Below are 15,859 nucleotides of genomic sequence, written 5' to 3'. Positions count from 1 at the left end.
CGCGCCCGCCCTGCACTACCCTCGCGCCTTTTTGCGACCCTACGCCATGCCCACTGTTATCGCCCCCGAACTGCTCGCTCCCGCCGGCACCCTGAAAAACATGCGCTACGCCTTCGCCTACGGCGCCGATGCGGTGTACGCCGGCCAACCGCGTTACAGCCTGCGGGTGCGCAATAACGAGTTCGATCACGCCAACCTGGCCCTGGGTATCCAGGAAGCGCATGCCCAGGGCAAGCGCTTCTATGTGGTGGTGAACATCGCGCCGCACAACGCCAAGCTCAAGACCTTCCTCAAGGACCTGGCACCGGTGATCGCCATGGGCCCGGATGCGCTGATCATGTCCGATCCAGGGCTGATCATGCTGGTGCGCCGACACTTCCCGCAGATGCCGATTCACTTGTCGGTGCAGGCCAATACGGTGAACTGGGCGAGCGTGGAGTTCTGGCAGCAGCAAGGGATCTGCCGGGTGATTCTGTCGCGGGAATTGTCGCTGGAGGAGATCGGCGAAATCCGTGAGCAGGTGCCGGCCATGGAGCTGGAAGTGTTTGTACACGGCGCCCTGTGCATGGCTTATTCCGGGCGCTGCCTGCTCTCGGGCTATATGAATAAGCGCGACGCCAACCAGGGCACCTGCACCAATGCCTGCCGCTGGAAGTACCAGGCCACTCCGGCGGTGGAAAACGCCACCGGCGAGATCGTGCAGCAATACGCGCCGGAACCGACCCTGGGTATCGGTGCGCCCACCGATCAGGTGTTTCTGTTACAGGAAGCCAACCGCCCCGACGAGCAGATGCCCGCCTTCGAGGACGAGCACGGCACCTACATCATGAACGCCAAGGACCTACGCGCCGTACAGCATGTGGAGCGCCTGACCCATATGGGCGTGCACTCGCTGAAGATCGAAGGCCGCACCAAGTCGCACTTCTATTGCGCGCGCACCACCCAGGTGTATCGCCGCGCCATCGACGATGCGGTGGCCGGTCGCGCGTTCGACCGCAACCTGATGACCGACCTCGACTCTTTGGCCCAGCGCGGCTACACCGAAGGTTTCCTGCGCCGGCACGTCCACGATGAGTACCAGAACTACCAGAACGGCAGTTCCGTCTCCGAGCGCCAGCAGTTTGTCGGCGAACTGACCGGCGAACGCCGGGGCGAGCTGGCCGAGGTCAAGGTCAAGAACCGCTTCGCCGTGGGCAATCACCTGGAATTGATGACGCCCACCGGCAATTTTCACTTCGACTTGGCCGGCCTGCGCAACGCCAAGGACGAAGCCATCGACGTGGCGCCGGGGGACGGGCACACGGTGTATATACCGCTGCCCGTTGAGATGGATTTGCGCTTTGGCTTGTTGATGCGCGACGTTTGATCAGATCCTGAACTGACCGACCAGTTGCCCCAGGCGCTGGCCCAGGTCTGCCAGGCTGCGCGACGTCTGGGCCCCCAGCTGGGTTTCATCGGCCACGCTGTCCACCGCCGAGGCAATCTGATGCACGCTGCGGTTGATCTCTTCGGCCACGGCGGTTTGTTCTTCGGCGGCGCTGGCGATCTGGGCGTTCATTGAATTGATGGTGGCAATCAGCTGGGCCATGGTGTCCAGCGACGCTCCGGCCTGGTTGGCCTGGGCCGAGGTGCCATCGCCGGCCTCGCTGGAGCGGCGCATGGCTTCCACGGCGGCTTCGGTGCCGGTTTGCAGGCGGTCGATCATGCCCTGGATTTCTTGGGTGCTGGTCTGGGTGCGGCTGGCCAGGGCGCGCACTTCGTCGGCCACCACCGCAAAGCCACGACCGGCCTCCCCGGCCCGCGCGGCCTCGATGGCGGCGTTGAGGGCCAACAGGTTGGTCTGCTCGGCAATCGAGCGGATCACACTCAACACGCTGACAATCGACGTCACGTCCTGTTGCAGGCTGTCGAGGGACACGCCGCTGCTGCGGATGTCGTTCACCAACGCGTGGATCTGCGCGATGCTGCCGTCCACCACGCGCTTGGCGGCCTGGCCTTCGGCGTCGGTCTGCTGCGCGGCCACCGAGGCGCCCTGGGCACTGCGCGCCACTTCCTGGGCGGCGGACGACATCTCATTGATGGCGGTGGCGACCTGGTCCGTCTCGTGGCGCTGGCGCTCCATGGCCTGCTCCGAGCGGTGGGCCTGGTCGGACACCTGGCCCACCAGGCCGGTGAGCTGCGCGGTCATTTCGGTGATCTGGCGCACCAGGCCGTGGATCTTGTCGACAAACCGGTTGAACGCGCCGGCCAGCTCGCCCAACTCGTCCTGGCTGGTGATGGCCAGGCGCCGAGTCAGGTCACCCTCGCCGGCGGCAATATCGTCGAGGTTGGCTTTCATCAAATGCAACGGACGCAAAATGGTATTGGCCAGCACCATGCCCGCAGCGGCGATCACCAGCAACACCACCACGGCCACGCCGAGGATACTCAGCAACACACCTTCCATGCGCGCTTTGACCTTGGCCTCGACCACCGCCACCTGGGCTTCGATGCCGTCGAGGTTGACCGAGGTACCGATGACCATATCCCACTTGGGCAGGTAATCGGTGTAGCCAAGCTTGGGCACCAGTTCGGTCTGCCCCGGCTGGGTCGAGCTGTATTGCAGGTAATGGCTGCCGTCCTTGCCGACCTTGACCAGGTCGCGGTTGACGTAGACGCCATTGGGGTCGCGGTTGTCTTTGAAACTCTTGCCCACGCCGTCGGGGCTATTGCCCTTGAACAGGCGGATGGTCTCGGAGTCGTAGCCGAAGAAGTAACCGTCCTTGCCGTAGCTGATGTTGGACAGCAGCTTGACCACCTCGGCCCGCGCCGCCGTATCGCCAGGCGCGGCGGCGTCGTAGAGCGGCTTAATGGTGCTCATGGCCACTTCCACATAACCTTGCAGCGTGGCCTTGGCGTTATTGAGCAGGCGCTGGCGGGTTTCATCCACCTCGCTGCGCGCCTGGCCCTGAAGAATCCACACCGTGGTGAGGCTGATGACCAGCGCGAACAGCAACACCGGCACGACGGCGAGGGACAGGACTTTGGCCTTCAGACTCAGACGCATGGCTTTTCTCTCTTATTAAGCGACTTGAGAGGGTATCGGCCGATGGTAGGTGTTCTGTAGGAGCGAACCCAATCTTTCCTACAGAAACAGGGGTCAAAGGGTCATGGCCGCCAACCAGCCAAAGGCCAGCAACGGCAGGTTGTAATGCAAGAATGTCGGCACCACGGTGTCCCAGATGTGGTGGTGCTGACCGTCGATATTCAGGCCGGAAGTCGGACCGAGGGTGGAGTCCGACGCAGGCGAGCCAGCATCGCCCAGGGCCCCCGCCGTGCCAACGATGCACACAATGGCCAGCGGACTGAAGCCCAACTGCACGCACAACGGCACGAAGATCGCGGCCAGGATCGGCACCGTGGAAAACGACGAACCAATGCCCATGGTCACCAGTAGGCCCACTAGCAACATCAGCAGCGCGCCGACCCCACGGCTATGGCCGATGAACGCAGCCGAAGTTTCCACCAGCGAACGCACGTCCCCAGTGGCCTTGAGCACTTCGGCGAACCCCGAGGCGGCGATCATGATGAAGCCGATCATTGCCATCATCTTCATGCCTTCGGTAAACAGGTCGTCGGTCTCGCGCCAGCGCACAATGCCCGAGGCCGAGAAGATCAGGAACCCGGCCAGCGCACCGATGATCATCGAATCCAGCCACAGCTGAATGATGAACGCCGAGGCAATCGCCACGCCGGCCACCAGCAGGGTCAGCGGGTTGTACTGCACCGCCACCTGCTCGACCCGCTCGATTTTCGCCAGGTCGTACACGCGCTTTTTGCGGTAGCTGATAAACACCGCCACCAGCAGGCCAACCACCATGCCCAGCGCCGGCAGGCCCATGGCGTGAGTCACGTTGACCTGGCTGACGTCCACGCCGCTCTTGGCCACGTTGGCCAACAGGATCTGGTTGAGGAAGATATTGCCGAAGCCCACCGGCAGGAACATGTACGGCGTGATCAGGCCGAAGGTCATCACACAGGCGATCAAGCGCCGATCCAATTGCAGCTTGGTCAGCACATACAGCAGCGGCGGCACCAGCAGCGGGATAAACGCAATGTGAATCGGCAGGATGTTTTGCGATGCAATCGCCACTACCCACAACAGACCGATCAGCAGCCATTTGACATGACTGCCGCCAGTGGCGTCCTGACGGTCCACCAGCAGCAGGGCCTTGTCGGCCAGGGCATGGGCCAGGCCGGACTTGGCGATGGCCACCGCGAATGCACCGAGCAAGGCGTAGGACAACGCCACCGTCGCGCCCCCACCGAGGCCGCCGTTGAAGGCGCTGAGGGTGGCTTCGATCCCCAGGCCGCCGGTGAGACCGCCCACCAGGGCGCCGACAATGATGGCGATGACCACATGCACGCGGGACAGGCTAAGCACCAGCATGGTGCCGACCGCGGCGATGACTGCGTTAATCATGATTACCTCAAGCAGAAACAGAAAAACAGGCATGCCCGCGCCCCAGCGGCCCATCGGAGGGCGGCCAGTGTGCAGGCTTCAAGGAGGTCTTATTAGAGGGCGGGCACTTTGCAGCAGGCGCGGCCCTATGTCAAAAGCCGCTGCCGAGGGACGCGCCGCTCCGGCAGGTTTAAATTGATCGTTTGAATAAAGAAAATCTTTCTGCGGCCGATAAACGGGCTCTTTGTGTTTTCAGGTAAGGATGTCCGATGTCGCTCAGACAACTCTCCATTCAATGGAAAATCACCCTGCTCGCCGGCCTCTGCCTGCTGGGAATCGTGAGCCTGCTGGTGGGTTTGTCGCTGTACCGCATGGCGCAGAGTTCCGAGCAGGTCAAAGCCTCCAGCATGCAGATGCTCAATGAAGCCGCCCAGGCACGTATCGAGGCCCAGGGCGAGGTGCAGGCGCTGGGTATCCGTCGGCAATTCATGGACGCTTATCAATATGGCCATGGCTTTGCCCGCCAGGTGCTGTTCTTGCGCGAGCAGGCGGAGAAACGCTTTCTGGACGCCTTCGACACCCGCGAAGACCTGACCCGCCAGGTCAGAGCCGCATTGCAGGCCAACCCGGACCTGTTGGGCCTGTCCCTGGTGTTCGAAGCCAATGCGCTGGACGGCAAGGATGAGTTGTTCGCCGGCCAAACCGAGCTGGGCAGCAACGACAAGGGCCGCTTCGCCCTGTATTGGTCGCAGCCGACACCCGGCCAGTTGACCTCCATGGCATTGCCGGAAAGCGACATGACCGACACCACCGTCGGCCCCAGTGGCGAAAAGGCCAACGCCTGGTTCACCTGCCCGCGCAGCACCCTCAAGCCTTGCGTGATCGAACCCTACTTTTATGTGATCAACGGCCAGAACGTGCTGATGACCAGCATCGTGTTTCCGTTGATGGCCAACGGCAAAGTCATCGCGTCGCTGTCGGTGGACATCAACCTCAACAGTTTGCAGGCCGTGAGCCAACAGGCCAGCGCCAAGCTGTACGACGGCCAGACACAGGTCAGCATCCTCAGCCCCACCGGCCTGCTCGCCGGCTACAGCGCGGACGCCAGCAAACTCAGCCAGCGTTTGGACCAGGTCGACCGCCGCAGCGGCGCTCAACTGATCGGCGCCCTGGCCGGCAGCACCGGCATCAGCAGCCTGCGCACCGAGCATCAACTCAAAGTGCTGGCGCCGTTCGCACCGATTCCCGACGGCAAGCCATGGGGCGTGTTGCTGGACGTGCCGGAAAAAGTCCTGGTAGGTCCCGCCGAAGCCCTCAAGGCACAAATGGATGCGGACAACACGCGCGGCACCCTGCTCGAACTGAGCCTGGGCCTGCTGGCAGCGGTGATCGGCCTGATTCTGGTATGGCTGATGGCGCGCAGTGTGACCCGGCCGATCCTGGGGGTGGCGCACATGCTTGAAGACATCGCCAGCGGCGAAGGCGACCTGACGCGGCGCCTGGCCTATGACAAGCGCGATGAACTGGGGCAACTGGCCGGCTGGTTCAACCGTTTCCTCGACAAACTGCAGCCGATCATTGCCGAGGTCAAACGCTCGGTACAAGACGCCCGTGGCACCGCCGACCAGTCGGCCGCGATCGCCACCCAGACCAGCGCCGGCATGGAGCAGCAGTACCGCCAGGTCGACCAGGTGGCCACCGCTTCCCATGAAATGAGCGCCACCGCCCAGGACGTGGCCCGCAGCGCAGCACAGGCGGCTCAGGCGGCGCGCGAGGCCGACCAGGCGACGCGCGATGGCCTCAACGTGATCGACCGCACCACCGCCAATATTGGTCAACTGGCGGCGGACATGAGCACCGCCATGACCCAGGTCGAAGGCCTTTCGGAGAACAGCGAGAAGATCGGTTCGGTGCTGGAAGTGATCCGGGGCATCGCCGAGCAGACCAATCTGCTGGCGCTCAATGCCGCGATTGAAGCCGCCCGTGCCGGTGAGGCCGGACGTGGCTTCGCAGTAGTGGCCGACGAAGTGCGCAACCTGGCGCAACGCACCCAGGCATCGGTGGAGGAAACCCGCCTGGTGATCGAGCACTTGCAGAGCGGCACCACCGACGTGGTCGGTGCCATGGGCAGCAGTTATCGCCAGGCTCAGGGCAGCGTCGAACAGGTCGGCCAGGCCGTCACCGCACTGCGCCAGATCGGCGACGCGGTCACCGTGATCAGCGATATGAACCTGCAAATCGCCAGTGCCGCGGAGGAGCAAAGCGCCGTCGCCGAAGAGATCAACCACAACGTGGCGACCATCCGCGATGTGACCGAATCGCTGTCGGAACAGGCCAATGAATCGGCGCGGGTGAGCCAGGCGCTGAACAGCCTGGCCAATCAACAACAGGGGTTGATGGATCAGTTCCGGGTCTGACGCTTGAAGGCCACCCAGGGTGGGCGGGAGCTTGCTCCCGTTTGCCGCCTGTCAGGCATGGCGCTTGGGTAATTCGACCAGCACTTTTAAACCGCCCAAGGGGCTATCCTGCAACCGCAACACCCCGCCCCACACCTCGGCGATATCGCGCACGATCCCCAGGCCCAAGCCGTGACCGTCGATCTGCTCATCCAGGCGCGCGCCACGGCTGAGCACCTGATCGCGCTGGGCTTCGGGGATGCCGGGGCCGTCGTCTTCCACCGCAAGCCAATAGCTGTGGGGGGTTTCATCAATGCTCAGGCGCACCTCGGCGTCCGCCCATTTACAGGCGTTGTCCAGCAGATTGCCCAGCAACTCCAGCAGGTCTTCGCGATCCCAAGGCAACTGCAGGCCGGGGGCGGCATGGTAGCTGAGGTCCAGGTGTTCGCCATGGATCATGTTCAAGGTGGCGAGCAGGCCAGGCAATTCCTGTTCACAGTCGAACAAGGCGCCGGGCAGGGTTTCGCCAGCCAGGCGGGCGCGGTTCAGTTCACGATGGAGGCGTTGCTGCACTTGCTCCAATTGCTCGCGCAACAAGGCGCTCAGCTTGGGATGGTCTTTGAGCGCCTCGCTGGATGCCGCGCTCAGCAATACCGCCAATGGGGTTTTCAGCGCATGGCCAAGGTTGCCCAGGGCATTGCGGGAACGCTTGAGGCTGTCTTCGGTGTGGGCCAGCAGGTGGTTGATCTGCGCCACCAGCGGTTCCAGCTCCAACGGCACCTGAGTGTCGAGCTGCGAGCGCTGGCCCTGCTGCAGCTGAGCGATCTGATTGCGCGCGGTTTCCAGCGGGCGCAAGGCGCGGCGCACGGTCACCCGTTGTAGCACCAGCACCAGCAGCAACGCCGCCAAGCCCAGCACCAGACCGATCTGACGCATCAGGCGAAAGCTTTCGCGCACTGGCGTGTAATCCTGGGCCACGCTGATGGAAATCGACTGACCAAAGCGCTTGTAGTCCGAACGTAGCACCAGCAGTTGCTGGCCTTCAGGCCCCAGCTGCAGGTTGCCCTTCAGACCGGCCTCGGGCAGGCGCGGCAGTTCCTGATCCCATAGCGAGCGAGAGCGCCAGTGGGTGTCGGCAAAATCGATACGAAAGTAATGTCCCGAAAACGGCCGCTGGTAAGCCGGTGACAGACGATGCTCGTCCAGCTGTACGCCGTTTGGCCCGCGCACCAGTGCCACCAGCAGGTTTTCCGTGTCGTTGCGCAGCCCTGCCTCCAGATATCGCTGCAGACCGGCTTCGAACAACCACAGACTGGTCTGCGCCAGCACCACGCCGACGATCACCATCACACTGATCAGCCCCAGGCTCAGGCGCCGTTGAATCGACTTCATGCGGGGTTGGCGCCAAACCGATAACCCTGGCCACGCCGGGTTTCGATCACGCTGCGGCCCAACTTGCGGCGCAGGTGGTTGACGTGCACCTCCAGCACGTTGGAATCGCGCTCGGTTTCGCCGTCATACAGATGCTCGGCCAGATGGCTTTTGGACAGGATTTGCTCAGGGTGCAGCATGAAATAGCGCAGAAGACGAAACTCGGCGGCGGTCAGTTGGACCTCTTCGCCATCGCGCAGCACGCACTGGCGCCCCTCGTCGAGGTGCAGGCCGGCGGCTTGCAGGGTGGGTTGGTTGGCTTGACCGTGGGAGCGACGCAGCAACGCCTGGATGCGCAGGTGCAGTTCTTCGGGATGAAAGGGTTTACTCAGGTAGTCATCGGCACCGGCCTTGAGCCCTTCGATACGCTCGGCCCAGGAATCGCGGGCAGTAAGGACCAGCACCGGGGTGGCCAGCGCCGCCGCGCGCCATTGCGCCAGCACCTCAAGCCCCGGCAGACCGGGCAGGCCGAGGTCGAGGATGATCAGGTCGTAGGGCTCGGTGCGGCCCTGGTATGCGGCGTCGCGCCCATCGGCCAGCCAGTCGACGGCATAGCCTTGGCGCTGCAGGCCGGCCAGCAGTTCATCGGCCAGGGGTACGTTGTCTTCCACCAGAAGCAGGCGCATCAGTCTTCCTCGTCTTTGATCAGCACGCCGCTGGTGGCGTCCAGCTTGATTTCGCGCACCACGCCGTCGGTGGTCACCAATTCCACTTCATAAGCATATTGCCCGTGTTTCTTTTCAAGCTCGGCTTCCAGCAGGCGCGAGCCGGGATGGCGCGCCATGGCCTGTTGCAACAGCTGTTCCAGCGGCAGGATCACGCCCTGCTGCCGCAGCGCCAGGGCTTCATCTTGATTGAGGTCGCGCGCCGCCAGGCTTGAGCAGAACACCATGAGCACCAGCGGCCATCGGCTGCTGGCGCGTAAATTTACCTTCATTACGTATCCTGATGATTCTTGAGAACCTGCCCGGTGAGCGCGTCCAATTCAACATCCCATTCAATGCCGTCGAGGTCTCGCAGTTCGACTTCATAGATGTACTTGCCATAGGCCTCGTCCAGGTCGGTGTCGAGTAAGGTCGAACCGGGGTGCAGGGCCAGGGCGGTGGCTTCCAATTGATCGAAGGCGACAATTGTAACAGTGGCAGGCACGGTCAGTGGTTTGTCGGGGTCCACGGCTCCGGCCTGGGTCGCCGTGGAAGCGATGATACCGGCGGCGACCAGAGCTGTGAGGCGCTTCATGATAAGTCTCCGTTACACAATGTTTTCCTACGCCGGACACGGTAACGACTGCAACTTAACTGAAACTGAATTGCCACCATGGCAATTCCAAGCCGACGCGACAAACGACGGTGTTTATTCCGGACTCGCGCGGTATGGTTAACGTTTTTCGCGAGCATGTGTGCTCCTACACCCGCTTCAACAGAGATCGGTATGACAGCCATCCACATCAAATTCCCCGCGCTGACTCTCAAGGCCGGCACGCGCGCGTTGGCACGCATTCGTGAGCAGGGCCTAAAACCAGCGGATGTCGGCATTCTTCCCGGCGCGGCCGGCGGGCCCAAGGCCCTGGGTATCCAAGGCTTGGACTTGGCGCTGTTCGGCGACTGGCTGCCGCGTGCACCACGGCAGCGCGCGCTGATCGGCGCGTCCATCGGCTCCTGGCGCTTTGCCAGCGCATGCCTGCCCGACCCGGTGCAGGGCCTGCTGGACCTCGGTCGCCTGTACAACGCGCAACATTTCGCCAAAGGCGTGACCATGGCCCAAGTCAGCCAAAGCTGCGTGCGCATGCTCGACGACCTGCTGGCCGGCCGGGATGCGCGGGTGCTGGACAACCCCGACTATCGACTCAACATCATGGTGGTCAAAAGTCACGGCCTGCTCGCCGATGACCATCGCGGACGCCTGGGCCTGGGCCTGTCGTCGGTGATTGCCGACAACCTGCGCGGTCGCGCACGTCTGTCGCGGCACTTCGAACGCCTGATCGTCCACGACCCGCGCCAGCCGCCGCCGGTGCATCCGCTCAAGGACTTCCCATCGCGCTTCCTCGAACTGGAAGTCGGCAACCTGCGCCAGGCGCTGCTGGCGTCGGGCTCGATCCCCATGGTGATGCAAGGCGTACGCGACCTGCCCGGCGCGGGCCAAGGCACCTACCGCGACGGCGGCCTGCTGGACTACCACCTCGACCTGCCCTACCACGGCGACGACATCGTGCTGTACCCACACTTCACCGACCGGGTCATCCCCGGCTGGTTCGACAAGGGCCTGCCGTGGCGGCGCAGCAACCCTCAGGGCTTACAGGATGTGTTACTGCTCGCGCCCTCAAGGGATTACCTGGCGCGCCTGCCCCACGGCAAACTGCCGGACCGCAGCGACTTCAAACGCTTTATGGGCGACGACCCGAGCCGCCACAAGTACTGGCAAACCGCGATGAGCGAGAGCCGGCGGCTGGGGGATGAGTTTCTGCAACTGGCCGACAACGGCGGCCTGGGCGAACGCTTGCAGGCGCTGTGACCCAGCGGTATGCGCGGCGAGGGAGCAAGCTGTTAAACTCGCCGCCTGCCAGATACTGACCGAGCTGAAAATACTGTGGAAATCTTCAAGGAATTTACATTCGAATCCGCCCACCGCCTGCCGCACGTGCCGGACGGCCATAAATGCGGGCGCCTGCATGGGCATTCGTTCAAGGTGGCGATCCACCTGAGTGGCGACCTGGATCCCCATACCGGTTGGATTCGCGACTTTTCGGAGATCAAGGCGATTTTCAAGCCGCTCTACGAACGTCTGGACCACAACTACCTCAACGACATTCCCGGCCTGGAAAACCCCACCAGCGAAGTGCTGGCCAAGTGGATCTGGAATGAACTCAAACCGTTGCTGCCTGAGCTGAGCGCGATTCGTATCCACGAAACCTGCACCAGCGGCTGCATCTACCGCGGCGAATAAACCGGCGCGGTAAAAAAACCACCCTTGCGGTGGTTTTTTTGTGCCTGGCGTTGCACCCTTTCAGCCAGCCCTTTTGCCTGCAATCTAGGAGAATGCAATGGAGAACACGTGGCTGGCCCAGGCCAAGCGCCTGCAAGCGTTGGCGTCCACGGGGCTGCATTTTTGCACCGATGATTTCGAGCGCGAACGCCTGGAGGAAATCGCCCGGATCGCCCACAGCATGCTCGCGCAGCTGGGCGATGTGCCCTTGGAGCGCATCACCGGGCTGGTGCCGGATTTCGCCCAGCGCTATTCGACACCGATGATTGATGTGCGCGGCGCCGTCATCGAGGGGGAGCGGATTTTACTGGTGCGCGAAGCCACCGACGGTTGCTGGGCGCTGCCGGGGGGTTATGCCGATATTGGCCTGTCGGCGTCGGAAAACATCATCAAGGAGATTTATGAAGAGGCCGGGCTGACGGTCACGGCGCGGGCGCTGTACAGCGTGACGCACAAAGCCAAAGGCTTGTATCGGCCGGATGTGCGGGACTTCTACAAGTTGTATTTCCTGTGTGAGCCCATCGATCAGTCAGCGCCAGTGGCCGGTGTCGAAACCACTGAGGTGGGCTTTTTCAGCCTGGACGACCTGCCGCCGTTGTCCCGTGGGCGCACCATCGAAAGCGATCTGCAGGCGGCGTTTGCGTTTCATCGCGGCGAGACCACACAGACCTTGTTCGACTGATCCATTTTGTATCACCCCTGCACCGCTTTCGTGCCCTACTGGGCATTGCGAACAGTGCTTTGAGCTTAGCCCTCCTGTTTGGCGCGCAAAATTGTGCACGCTGCACAACCGGCGCCGTGCGTCCACCACTGCTGTCGGTTTGGCACGCGTGGTGCAATGGGCCTGCGTCACTCATTCAGGGAGCAAGGCACATGACGCAGCAAGAATCCGGCAATGACTACCCCTTGAGCGAAGTCCCGATGCATGCACGTAAAGGCCTGGCGTCCACCGCCATGGTGCTGCTGGGCTTCACTTTTTTTACCGCGACCATGTTTGCCGGCGGCAAATTGGGGGTGGCGTTCAGTTTCACCGAGATGCTCGGTGTCGTGGCCCTCGGTAACCTGCTATTGGGTATTTACGCCGCAGGCCTGGGCTATATCGCCTTCAAGAGCGGTTTGAACTCGGTGTTGATGGGGCGTTTCTGCTTTGGCGAGGTGGGTAGCAAGCTCAGCGACCTGATCCTCGGTTTTACCCAGATCGGCTGGTACGCCTGGGGCACCGCCACCGCCGCCGTGGTGCTCGGCAAGTATTTCGAACTGAGCCAGGGCAGCGTGCTGGTGCTGATGGTGCTGTTCGGCCTGGTGTTCTGCGCCACCGCCTACGTGGGCTATCGCGGGCTGGAGATTCTGTCGTACATCGCGGTGCCGGCCATGGGCATCCTGCTGGTGTTGTCGATGTGGGTGGCTACGGTGAAAGTCGGCGGACTGCAAGGGTTGCTGGCGGTGGTGCCAACCGGTCAACTCGATCTGTCCACGGCCATTACTCTGGTGTTCGGCACCTTTGTCAGCGGCGCGACCCAGGCTACCAATTGGACGCGGTTTTCCCGCTCGGCCAAGGTGGCGGTGCTGGCCAGCCTGATTGGTTTCTTTGTCGGCAATGGGCTGATGGTGCTGATCGGGGCTTATGGCGCCATCGTCTATCAGCAGCCGGATGTGGTGGAAGTGTTGCTGTTGCAGGGTTTTGCCATGGCCGCGATGGCGATGCTGCTGCTCAATATCTGGAGCACCCAGGACAACACCATCTATAACTTCGCGGTGGCCGGCTGCAATTTGCTGCGCACCAAACGCCGCAAGACCGTGACCCTCGCCGGCGCGGTGATCGGCACGCTGCTGGCGCTGCTGGGCATGTACGACATGCTGGTGCCGTACCTGATCCTGCTAGGCACGGTGATCCCGCCGATCGGAGGGGTGATCATGGCGGACTTCTTCTACCGCTACCGTGGTCAATACCCACGCCTGGCGCAAACACGCTTGCCCGCGTTCAACTGGCCGGGGCTCCTGGCCTACGCGGTGGGCACTGTGCTGGCCTTCAACTCGCCGTGGGTAGCGCCGCTGGTAGGGATTGTCGCGGCGTCGCTGACCTACATCATATTGAGCGCCCTCCTGCGGGTACGTGCGCCATTGGCTGACGTCCAGGCATGAGCCTGACCGTCGCCGATGTGCTGGCACTGCCGGGCTTGGAATCCCTGACCCTGCGTGCCGGCCAGACGGGCCTGGATAACCCCGTGCGCTGGCCCTATGTGGCGGAAAACAGCGGGATCGCCGAATGGGTGCTGGGCGGTGAGCTGGTGTTTGTCACTGGTATCAACCATCCCCGCGATGAGGCCAACCTGCTGCAACTGCTGGAGGAGGCCTGTCAACGCCAGGTCGCCGGGCTGGTGGTGCTCACCGGGCCGACGTATATCCAGGCCATCCCCCCGCGCGTGCTGGAAGCCGCCGCGGCTGCCGGTATGCCGCTGATCGAGCAGCCCTATTCGCTGAAAATGGTGCTGGTGACCCAAGCCATTGGCTCGGCGCTGATCCAGTCCGAGCAATTGGGACGCTCGCGGCACGATGTGCTGGAGCGCTTGCTGGCCGGTGATTATCAGTCCCTGGACATCTTGCTGCACCGCGCCGCGCAATTGGGCATGCCGCTGACGGGGCACTGGCAGGTCGTGCAGTTGCAGTTGGAGGGCAGTGAAGCGCTGTTTGCCCAGGGTGATGCAGCGCAGGTGGAGGCGCACCTAACGGGGCGACACGACGCGATCGGTCGGCGTTTGCGCCAGTGGTCGCCGACCGTACCGATCCTGGGCCGCGCCGGGCAATGGACCCTGCTGCTGCCGGCGCCGGACGCTGTGGCCGCCTTGGCCAACCGCAATCAACTGGCGCAGTGGTTGAGCCCATTGAACCTGCGCCTGGCCCCGCTCAAATTGTTTATCGGCCTGAGCGCCGCCGCGCACCCGGCGGCCCGCCTGGCCCAGGCCCAGGATGAAGCGCGCCAGGCCCTGGCCGCCGCGCGACGCTTCCGCGAGCGCGCCGGGCTGTGCGTGTACGACGAACTGGGAGTGCTCAAGTTGCTCAGCGGGGTGCGTGATCGCGCTCTGCTCGACCAATTCCTCAAGGAGCGCCTGGGCCCTTTGCTGCGTCACGACTTGCAGCACGGCCCCAGCTTGATGCCGACCTTGGAAGCTTGGTTTCACGAGAATGGTAATCTGATGGCCGCCGCCCAGCGCCTGGCCGTACATCGCAACACCCTGACACACCGAATCCAGCGCATCGAAGCCCTGTGCGGGTTGACGCTGGACAACGCCTATGACCGCCTGGACATCGGTATCGCCCTGATGATCTGGCGGCTGTCTGCCTGATTGTTTTTAGCCAAGAGGAACTTGCCCATGCACATCATCAACGCCCGCCTGCGCCACCGTGAAGGCCTGCATGATCTGCACCTGGAAAACGGCCGGATCGCCAGCATCACCGCACAAACCAACGTGCCATCCCTGGGGGCCGATGATCTGGACGCTGCCGGCAACCTGGTGATCCCGCCCTTTGTCGAGCCGCACATCCACCTCGATGCCACCCTCACCGCCGGCGAGCCACGCTGGAACATGAGCGGCACCCTGTTCGAAGGCATCGAATGCTGGGGCGAACGCAAAGCCACGATCACCCAGGAAGACACCCGCACCCGCGCCAAACAAACCATCCAAGCCCTGGCCGCCCACGGCATCCAGCATGTACGCACCCACGTCGACGTCACCGACCCGCAGCTCACGGCGCTCAAGGCCATGTTGCAGGTGCGCGAGGAAAGCGCACACCTGATCGATCTGCAGATCGTGGCGTTTCCCCAGGAGGGCATCGAGTCCTACGCCAACGGCCGCGAATTGATGGAGGAAGCCATCCGTCTGGGTGCCGATGTGGTCGGCGGCATTCCGCACTTTGAATACACCCGCGACCAGGGCGTGAGTTCGGTGAAGTTCCTGATGGATCTGGCCGAACGCACCGGCTGCCTGGTGGACGTGCACTGCGACGAAACCGATGACCCGCACTCACGTTTTCTCGAAGTGCTTGCCGAAGAAGCCCGCAGCCGCGACATGGGCGCCCGCGTCACCGCCAGCCACACCACCGCCATGGGTTCCTACGACAATGCCTACTGCGCCAAACTCTTTCGCCTGCTGGGGCATTCGGGCATCAGCTTCGTTTCCTGCCCCACCGAGAGCATCCATCTACAAGGGCGCTTCGATAGCTTTCCGAAACGCCGGGGTGTGACCCGAGTGAACGAGTTACTGGAGGCCGGCATGAACGTGTGCTTTGGCCAGGACTCCATCGTCGATCCCTGGTACCCCCTGGGCAACGGCAACATCCTGCGCGTGCTGGAAGCCGGTCTGCATATCTGCCACATGCTCGGCTACCGCAACCTGCAAAGTGCTCTGGACCTGGTTACCGACAACAGCGCCAAGGCGATGGCCCTGGGCGAGCGCTACGGCCTGGAACCCGGGCGCCCCGCCAACTTGTTGATCCTCTCGGCAGACAGCGACTACGAGGTAATCCGCAGCCAGGGCCTGCCGCTCTACTCGATCCGCAACGGCAAAGTACTGATGAAACGCCAGCCGGCCCAGGTCGCATTCATGTAAGC

The 15,859-nt window shown here is 63.0% G+C and carries 14 protein-coding genes and 1 pseudogene; 9 read left to right on the top strand and 6 right to left on the bottom strand.

The features are described 5' to 3' along the window. Positions 1–46 precede the first annotated feature (46 nt). Positions 47–1,366 carry a prephenate-dependent tRNA uridine(34) hydroxylase TrhP gene (gene trhP / locus HRH33_RS10720; RefSeq protein WP_167417994.1) on the top strand — a complete coding sequence of 440 codons (1,320 nt, stop codon included), beginning with the start codon at positions 47–49 and terminating at the stop codon, positions 1,364–1,366. Here the strand turns inward: trhP and HRH33_RS26850 are convergent, their stop codons facing one another. Next, complete coding sequence (locus tag HRH33_RS26850) at positions 1,367–3,046, bottom strand: methyl-accepting chemotaxis protein (protein ID WP_167417961.1); 1,680 nt, start codon at positions 3,044–3,046, stop codon at positions 1,367–1,369. A gap of 93 nt (positions 3,047–3,139) precedes the next feature. After that, positions 3,140–4,459 (bottom strand): Na+/H+ antiporter family protein, encoded by a 1,320-nt coding sequence (locus tag HRH33_RS10710; protein ID WP_162276719.1) that lies wholly within the window; start codon positions 4,457–4,459, stop codon positions 3,140–3,142. A gap of 251 nt (positions 4,460–4,710) precedes the next feature. Here HRH33_RS10710 and HRH33_RS26705 point away from each other — a divergent pair. Further along, positions 4,711–6,000: pseudogene (locus tag HRH33_RS26705) on the top strand (methyl-accepting chemotaxis protein); the annotation flags it as partial. Between the two features lie 102 nt (positions 6,001–6,102). Continuing rightward, positions 6,103–6,858 carry a methyl-accepting chemotaxis protein gene (locus tag HRH33_RS26700; RefSeq protein WP_375538221.1) on the top strand — a complete coding sequence of 252 codons (756 nt, stop codon included), beginning with the start codon at positions 6,103–6,105 and terminating at the stop codon, positions 6,856–6,858. Positions 6,859–6,909: 51 nt separating this feature from the next. On the opposite strand, the gene HRH33_RS10700 is transcribed toward HRH33_RS26700, so the two are convergent. From HRH33_RS10700 to HRH33_RS10685, 4 genes are read right to left on the bottom strand one after another with little or no spacing between them, the layout of a single operon-like run. Continuing rightward, complete coding sequence (locus HRH33_RS10700; RefSeq protein ID WP_167417963.1) at positions 6,910–8,229, bottom strand: sensor histidine kinase; 1,320 nt, start codon at positions 8,227–8,229, stop codon at positions 6,910–6,912. Further along, positions 8,226–8,894, bottom strand: coding sequence for a response regulator transcription factor (locus tag HRH33_RS10695; protein WP_034096847.1), 669 nt, complete (start codon positions 8,892–8,894; stop codon positions 8,226–8,228). Before HRH33_RS10695 ends, HRH33_RS10700 begins: the two co-directional genes overlap by 4 nt. Continuing rightward, positions 8,894–9,205 carry a PepSY domain-containing protein gene (locus HRH33_RS10690; protein WP_034096846.1) on the bottom strand — a complete coding sequence of 104 codons (312 nt, stop codon included), beginning with the start codon at positions 9,203–9,205 and terminating at the stop codon, positions 8,894–8,896. Before HRH33_RS10690 ends, HRH33_RS10695 begins: the two co-directional genes overlap by 1 nt. After that, positions 9,205–9,507, bottom strand: a complete 303-nt coding sequence (locus tag HRH33_RS10685; RefSeq protein ID WP_034137715.1) for a PepSY domain-containing protein — start codon at positions 9,505–9,507, stop codon at positions 9,205–9,207. Before HRH33_RS10685 ends, HRH33_RS10690 begins: the two co-directional genes overlap by 1 nt. Positions 9,508–9,699: 192 nt before the next feature. Here HRH33_RS10685 and HRH33_RS10680 point away from each other — a divergent pair, with 192 nt between their 5' ends. From HRH33_RS10680 to codA, 6 genes are all read left to right on the top strand, one after another. Beyond that, positions 9,700–10,779, top strand: coding sequence for a patatin-like phospholipase domain-containing protein (locus HRH33_RS10680; protein WP_034112872.1), 1,080 nt, complete (start codon positions 9,700–9,702; stop codon positions 10,777–10,779). Between the two features lie 75 nt (positions 10,780–10,854). Then, on the top strand, positions 10,855–11,211 hold the full coding sequence (queD, locus tag HRH33_RS10675) for a 6-carboxytetrahydropterin synthase QueD (protein ID WP_003173033.1): 357 nt from the start codon (positions 10,855–10,857) through the stop codon (positions 11,209–11,211). 97 nt (positions 11,212–11,308) lie between these two features. After that, entirely contained in the window at positions 11,309–11,932 is a 624-nt protein-coding gene (locus HRH33_RS10670; protein ID WP_099313195.1) for an NUDIX hydrolase, read from the top strand. A gap of 191 nt (positions 11,933–12,123) precedes the next feature. Further along, a complete protein-coding gene (gene codB / locus HRH33_RS10665; protein WP_034096842.1) occupies positions 12,124–13,392 on the top strand; it encodes a cytosine permease in 1,269 nt (422 codons plus the stop codon). After that, positions 13,389–14,594, top strand: a complete 1,206-nt coding sequence (locus tag HRH33_RS10660) for a PucR family transcriptional regulator (RefSeq protein ID WP_034137711.1) — start codon at positions 13,389–13,391, stop codon at positions 14,592–14,594. The genes codB and HRH33_RS10660 overlap by 4 nt, the downstream gene beginning before the upstream one ends. A 27-nt stretch (positions 14,595–14,621) precedes the next feature. Next, complete coding sequence (gene codA, locus HRH33_RS10655) at positions 14,622–15,857, top strand: cytosine deaminase (protein WP_094066346.1); 1,236 nt, start codon at positions 14,622–14,624, stop codon at positions 15,855–15,857. Positions 15,858–15,859: the final 2 nt, after the last annotated feature.

This window comes from Pseudomonas rhodesiae (assembly GCF_013285305.1).
Classification (GTDB): Bacteria; Pseudomonadota; Gammaproteobacteria; order Pseudomonadales; family Pseudomonadaceae; genus Aquipseudomonas; species Aquipseudomonas rhodesiae.
The sequence above is the reverse complement of the archived record's forward strand: the minus strand, read 5'-3'. Positions and strand labels throughout refer to the sequence as shown.

Bases quoted from the DNA above. Each gene is read 5' to 3' on its own strand.
- trhP (WP_167417994.1), top strand. From the start codon at position 47: ATGCCCACTGTTATCGCCCCCGAACTGCTCGCTCCCGCCGGCACCCTG.
- HRH33_RS26850 (WP_167417961.1), bottom strand. From the start codon at position 3,046: ATGCGTCTGAGTCTGAAGGCCAAAGTCCTGTCCCTCGCCGTCGTGCCG.
- HRH33_RS26700 (WP_375538221.1), top strand. From the start codon at position 6,103: ATGGAGCAGCAGTACCGCCAGGTCGACCAGGTGGCCACCGCTTCCCAT.
- HRH33_RS10700 (WP_167417963.1), bottom strand. From the start codon at position 8,229: ATGAAGTCGATTCAACGGCGCCTGAGCCTGGGGCTGATCAGTGTGATG.
- HRH33_RS10695 (WP_034096847.1), bottom strand. From the start codon at position 8,894: ATGCGCCTGCTTCTGGTGGAAGACAACGTACCCCTGGCCGATGAACTG.
- HRH33_RS10690 (WP_034096846.1), bottom strand. From the start codon at position 9,205: ATGAAGGTAAATTTACGCGCCAGCAGCCGATGGCCGCTGGTGCTCATG.
- HRH33_RS10685 (WP_034137715.1), bottom strand. From the start codon at position 9,507: ATGAAGCGCCTCACAGCTCTGGTCGCCGCCGGTATCATCGCTTCCACG.
- HRH33_RS10680 (WP_034112872.1), top strand. From the start codon at position 9,700: ATGACAGCCATCCACATCAAATTCCCCGCGCTGACTCTCAAGGCCGGC.
- HRH33_RS10670 (WP_099313195.1), top strand. From the start codon at position 11,309: ATGGAGAACACGTGGCTGGCCCAGGCCAAGCGCCTGCAAGCGTTGGCG.
- codB (WP_034096842.1), top strand. From the start codon at position 12,124: ATGACGCAGCAAGAATCCGGCAATGACTACCCCTTGAGCGAAGTCCCG.
- HRH33_RS10660 (WP_034137711.1), top strand. From the start codon at position 13,389: ATGAGCCTGACCGTCGCCGATGTGCTGGCACTGCCGGGCTTGGAATCC.
- codA (WP_094066346.1), top strand. From the start codon at position 14,622: ATGCACATCATCAACGCCCGCCTGCGCCACCGTGAAGGCCTGCATGAT.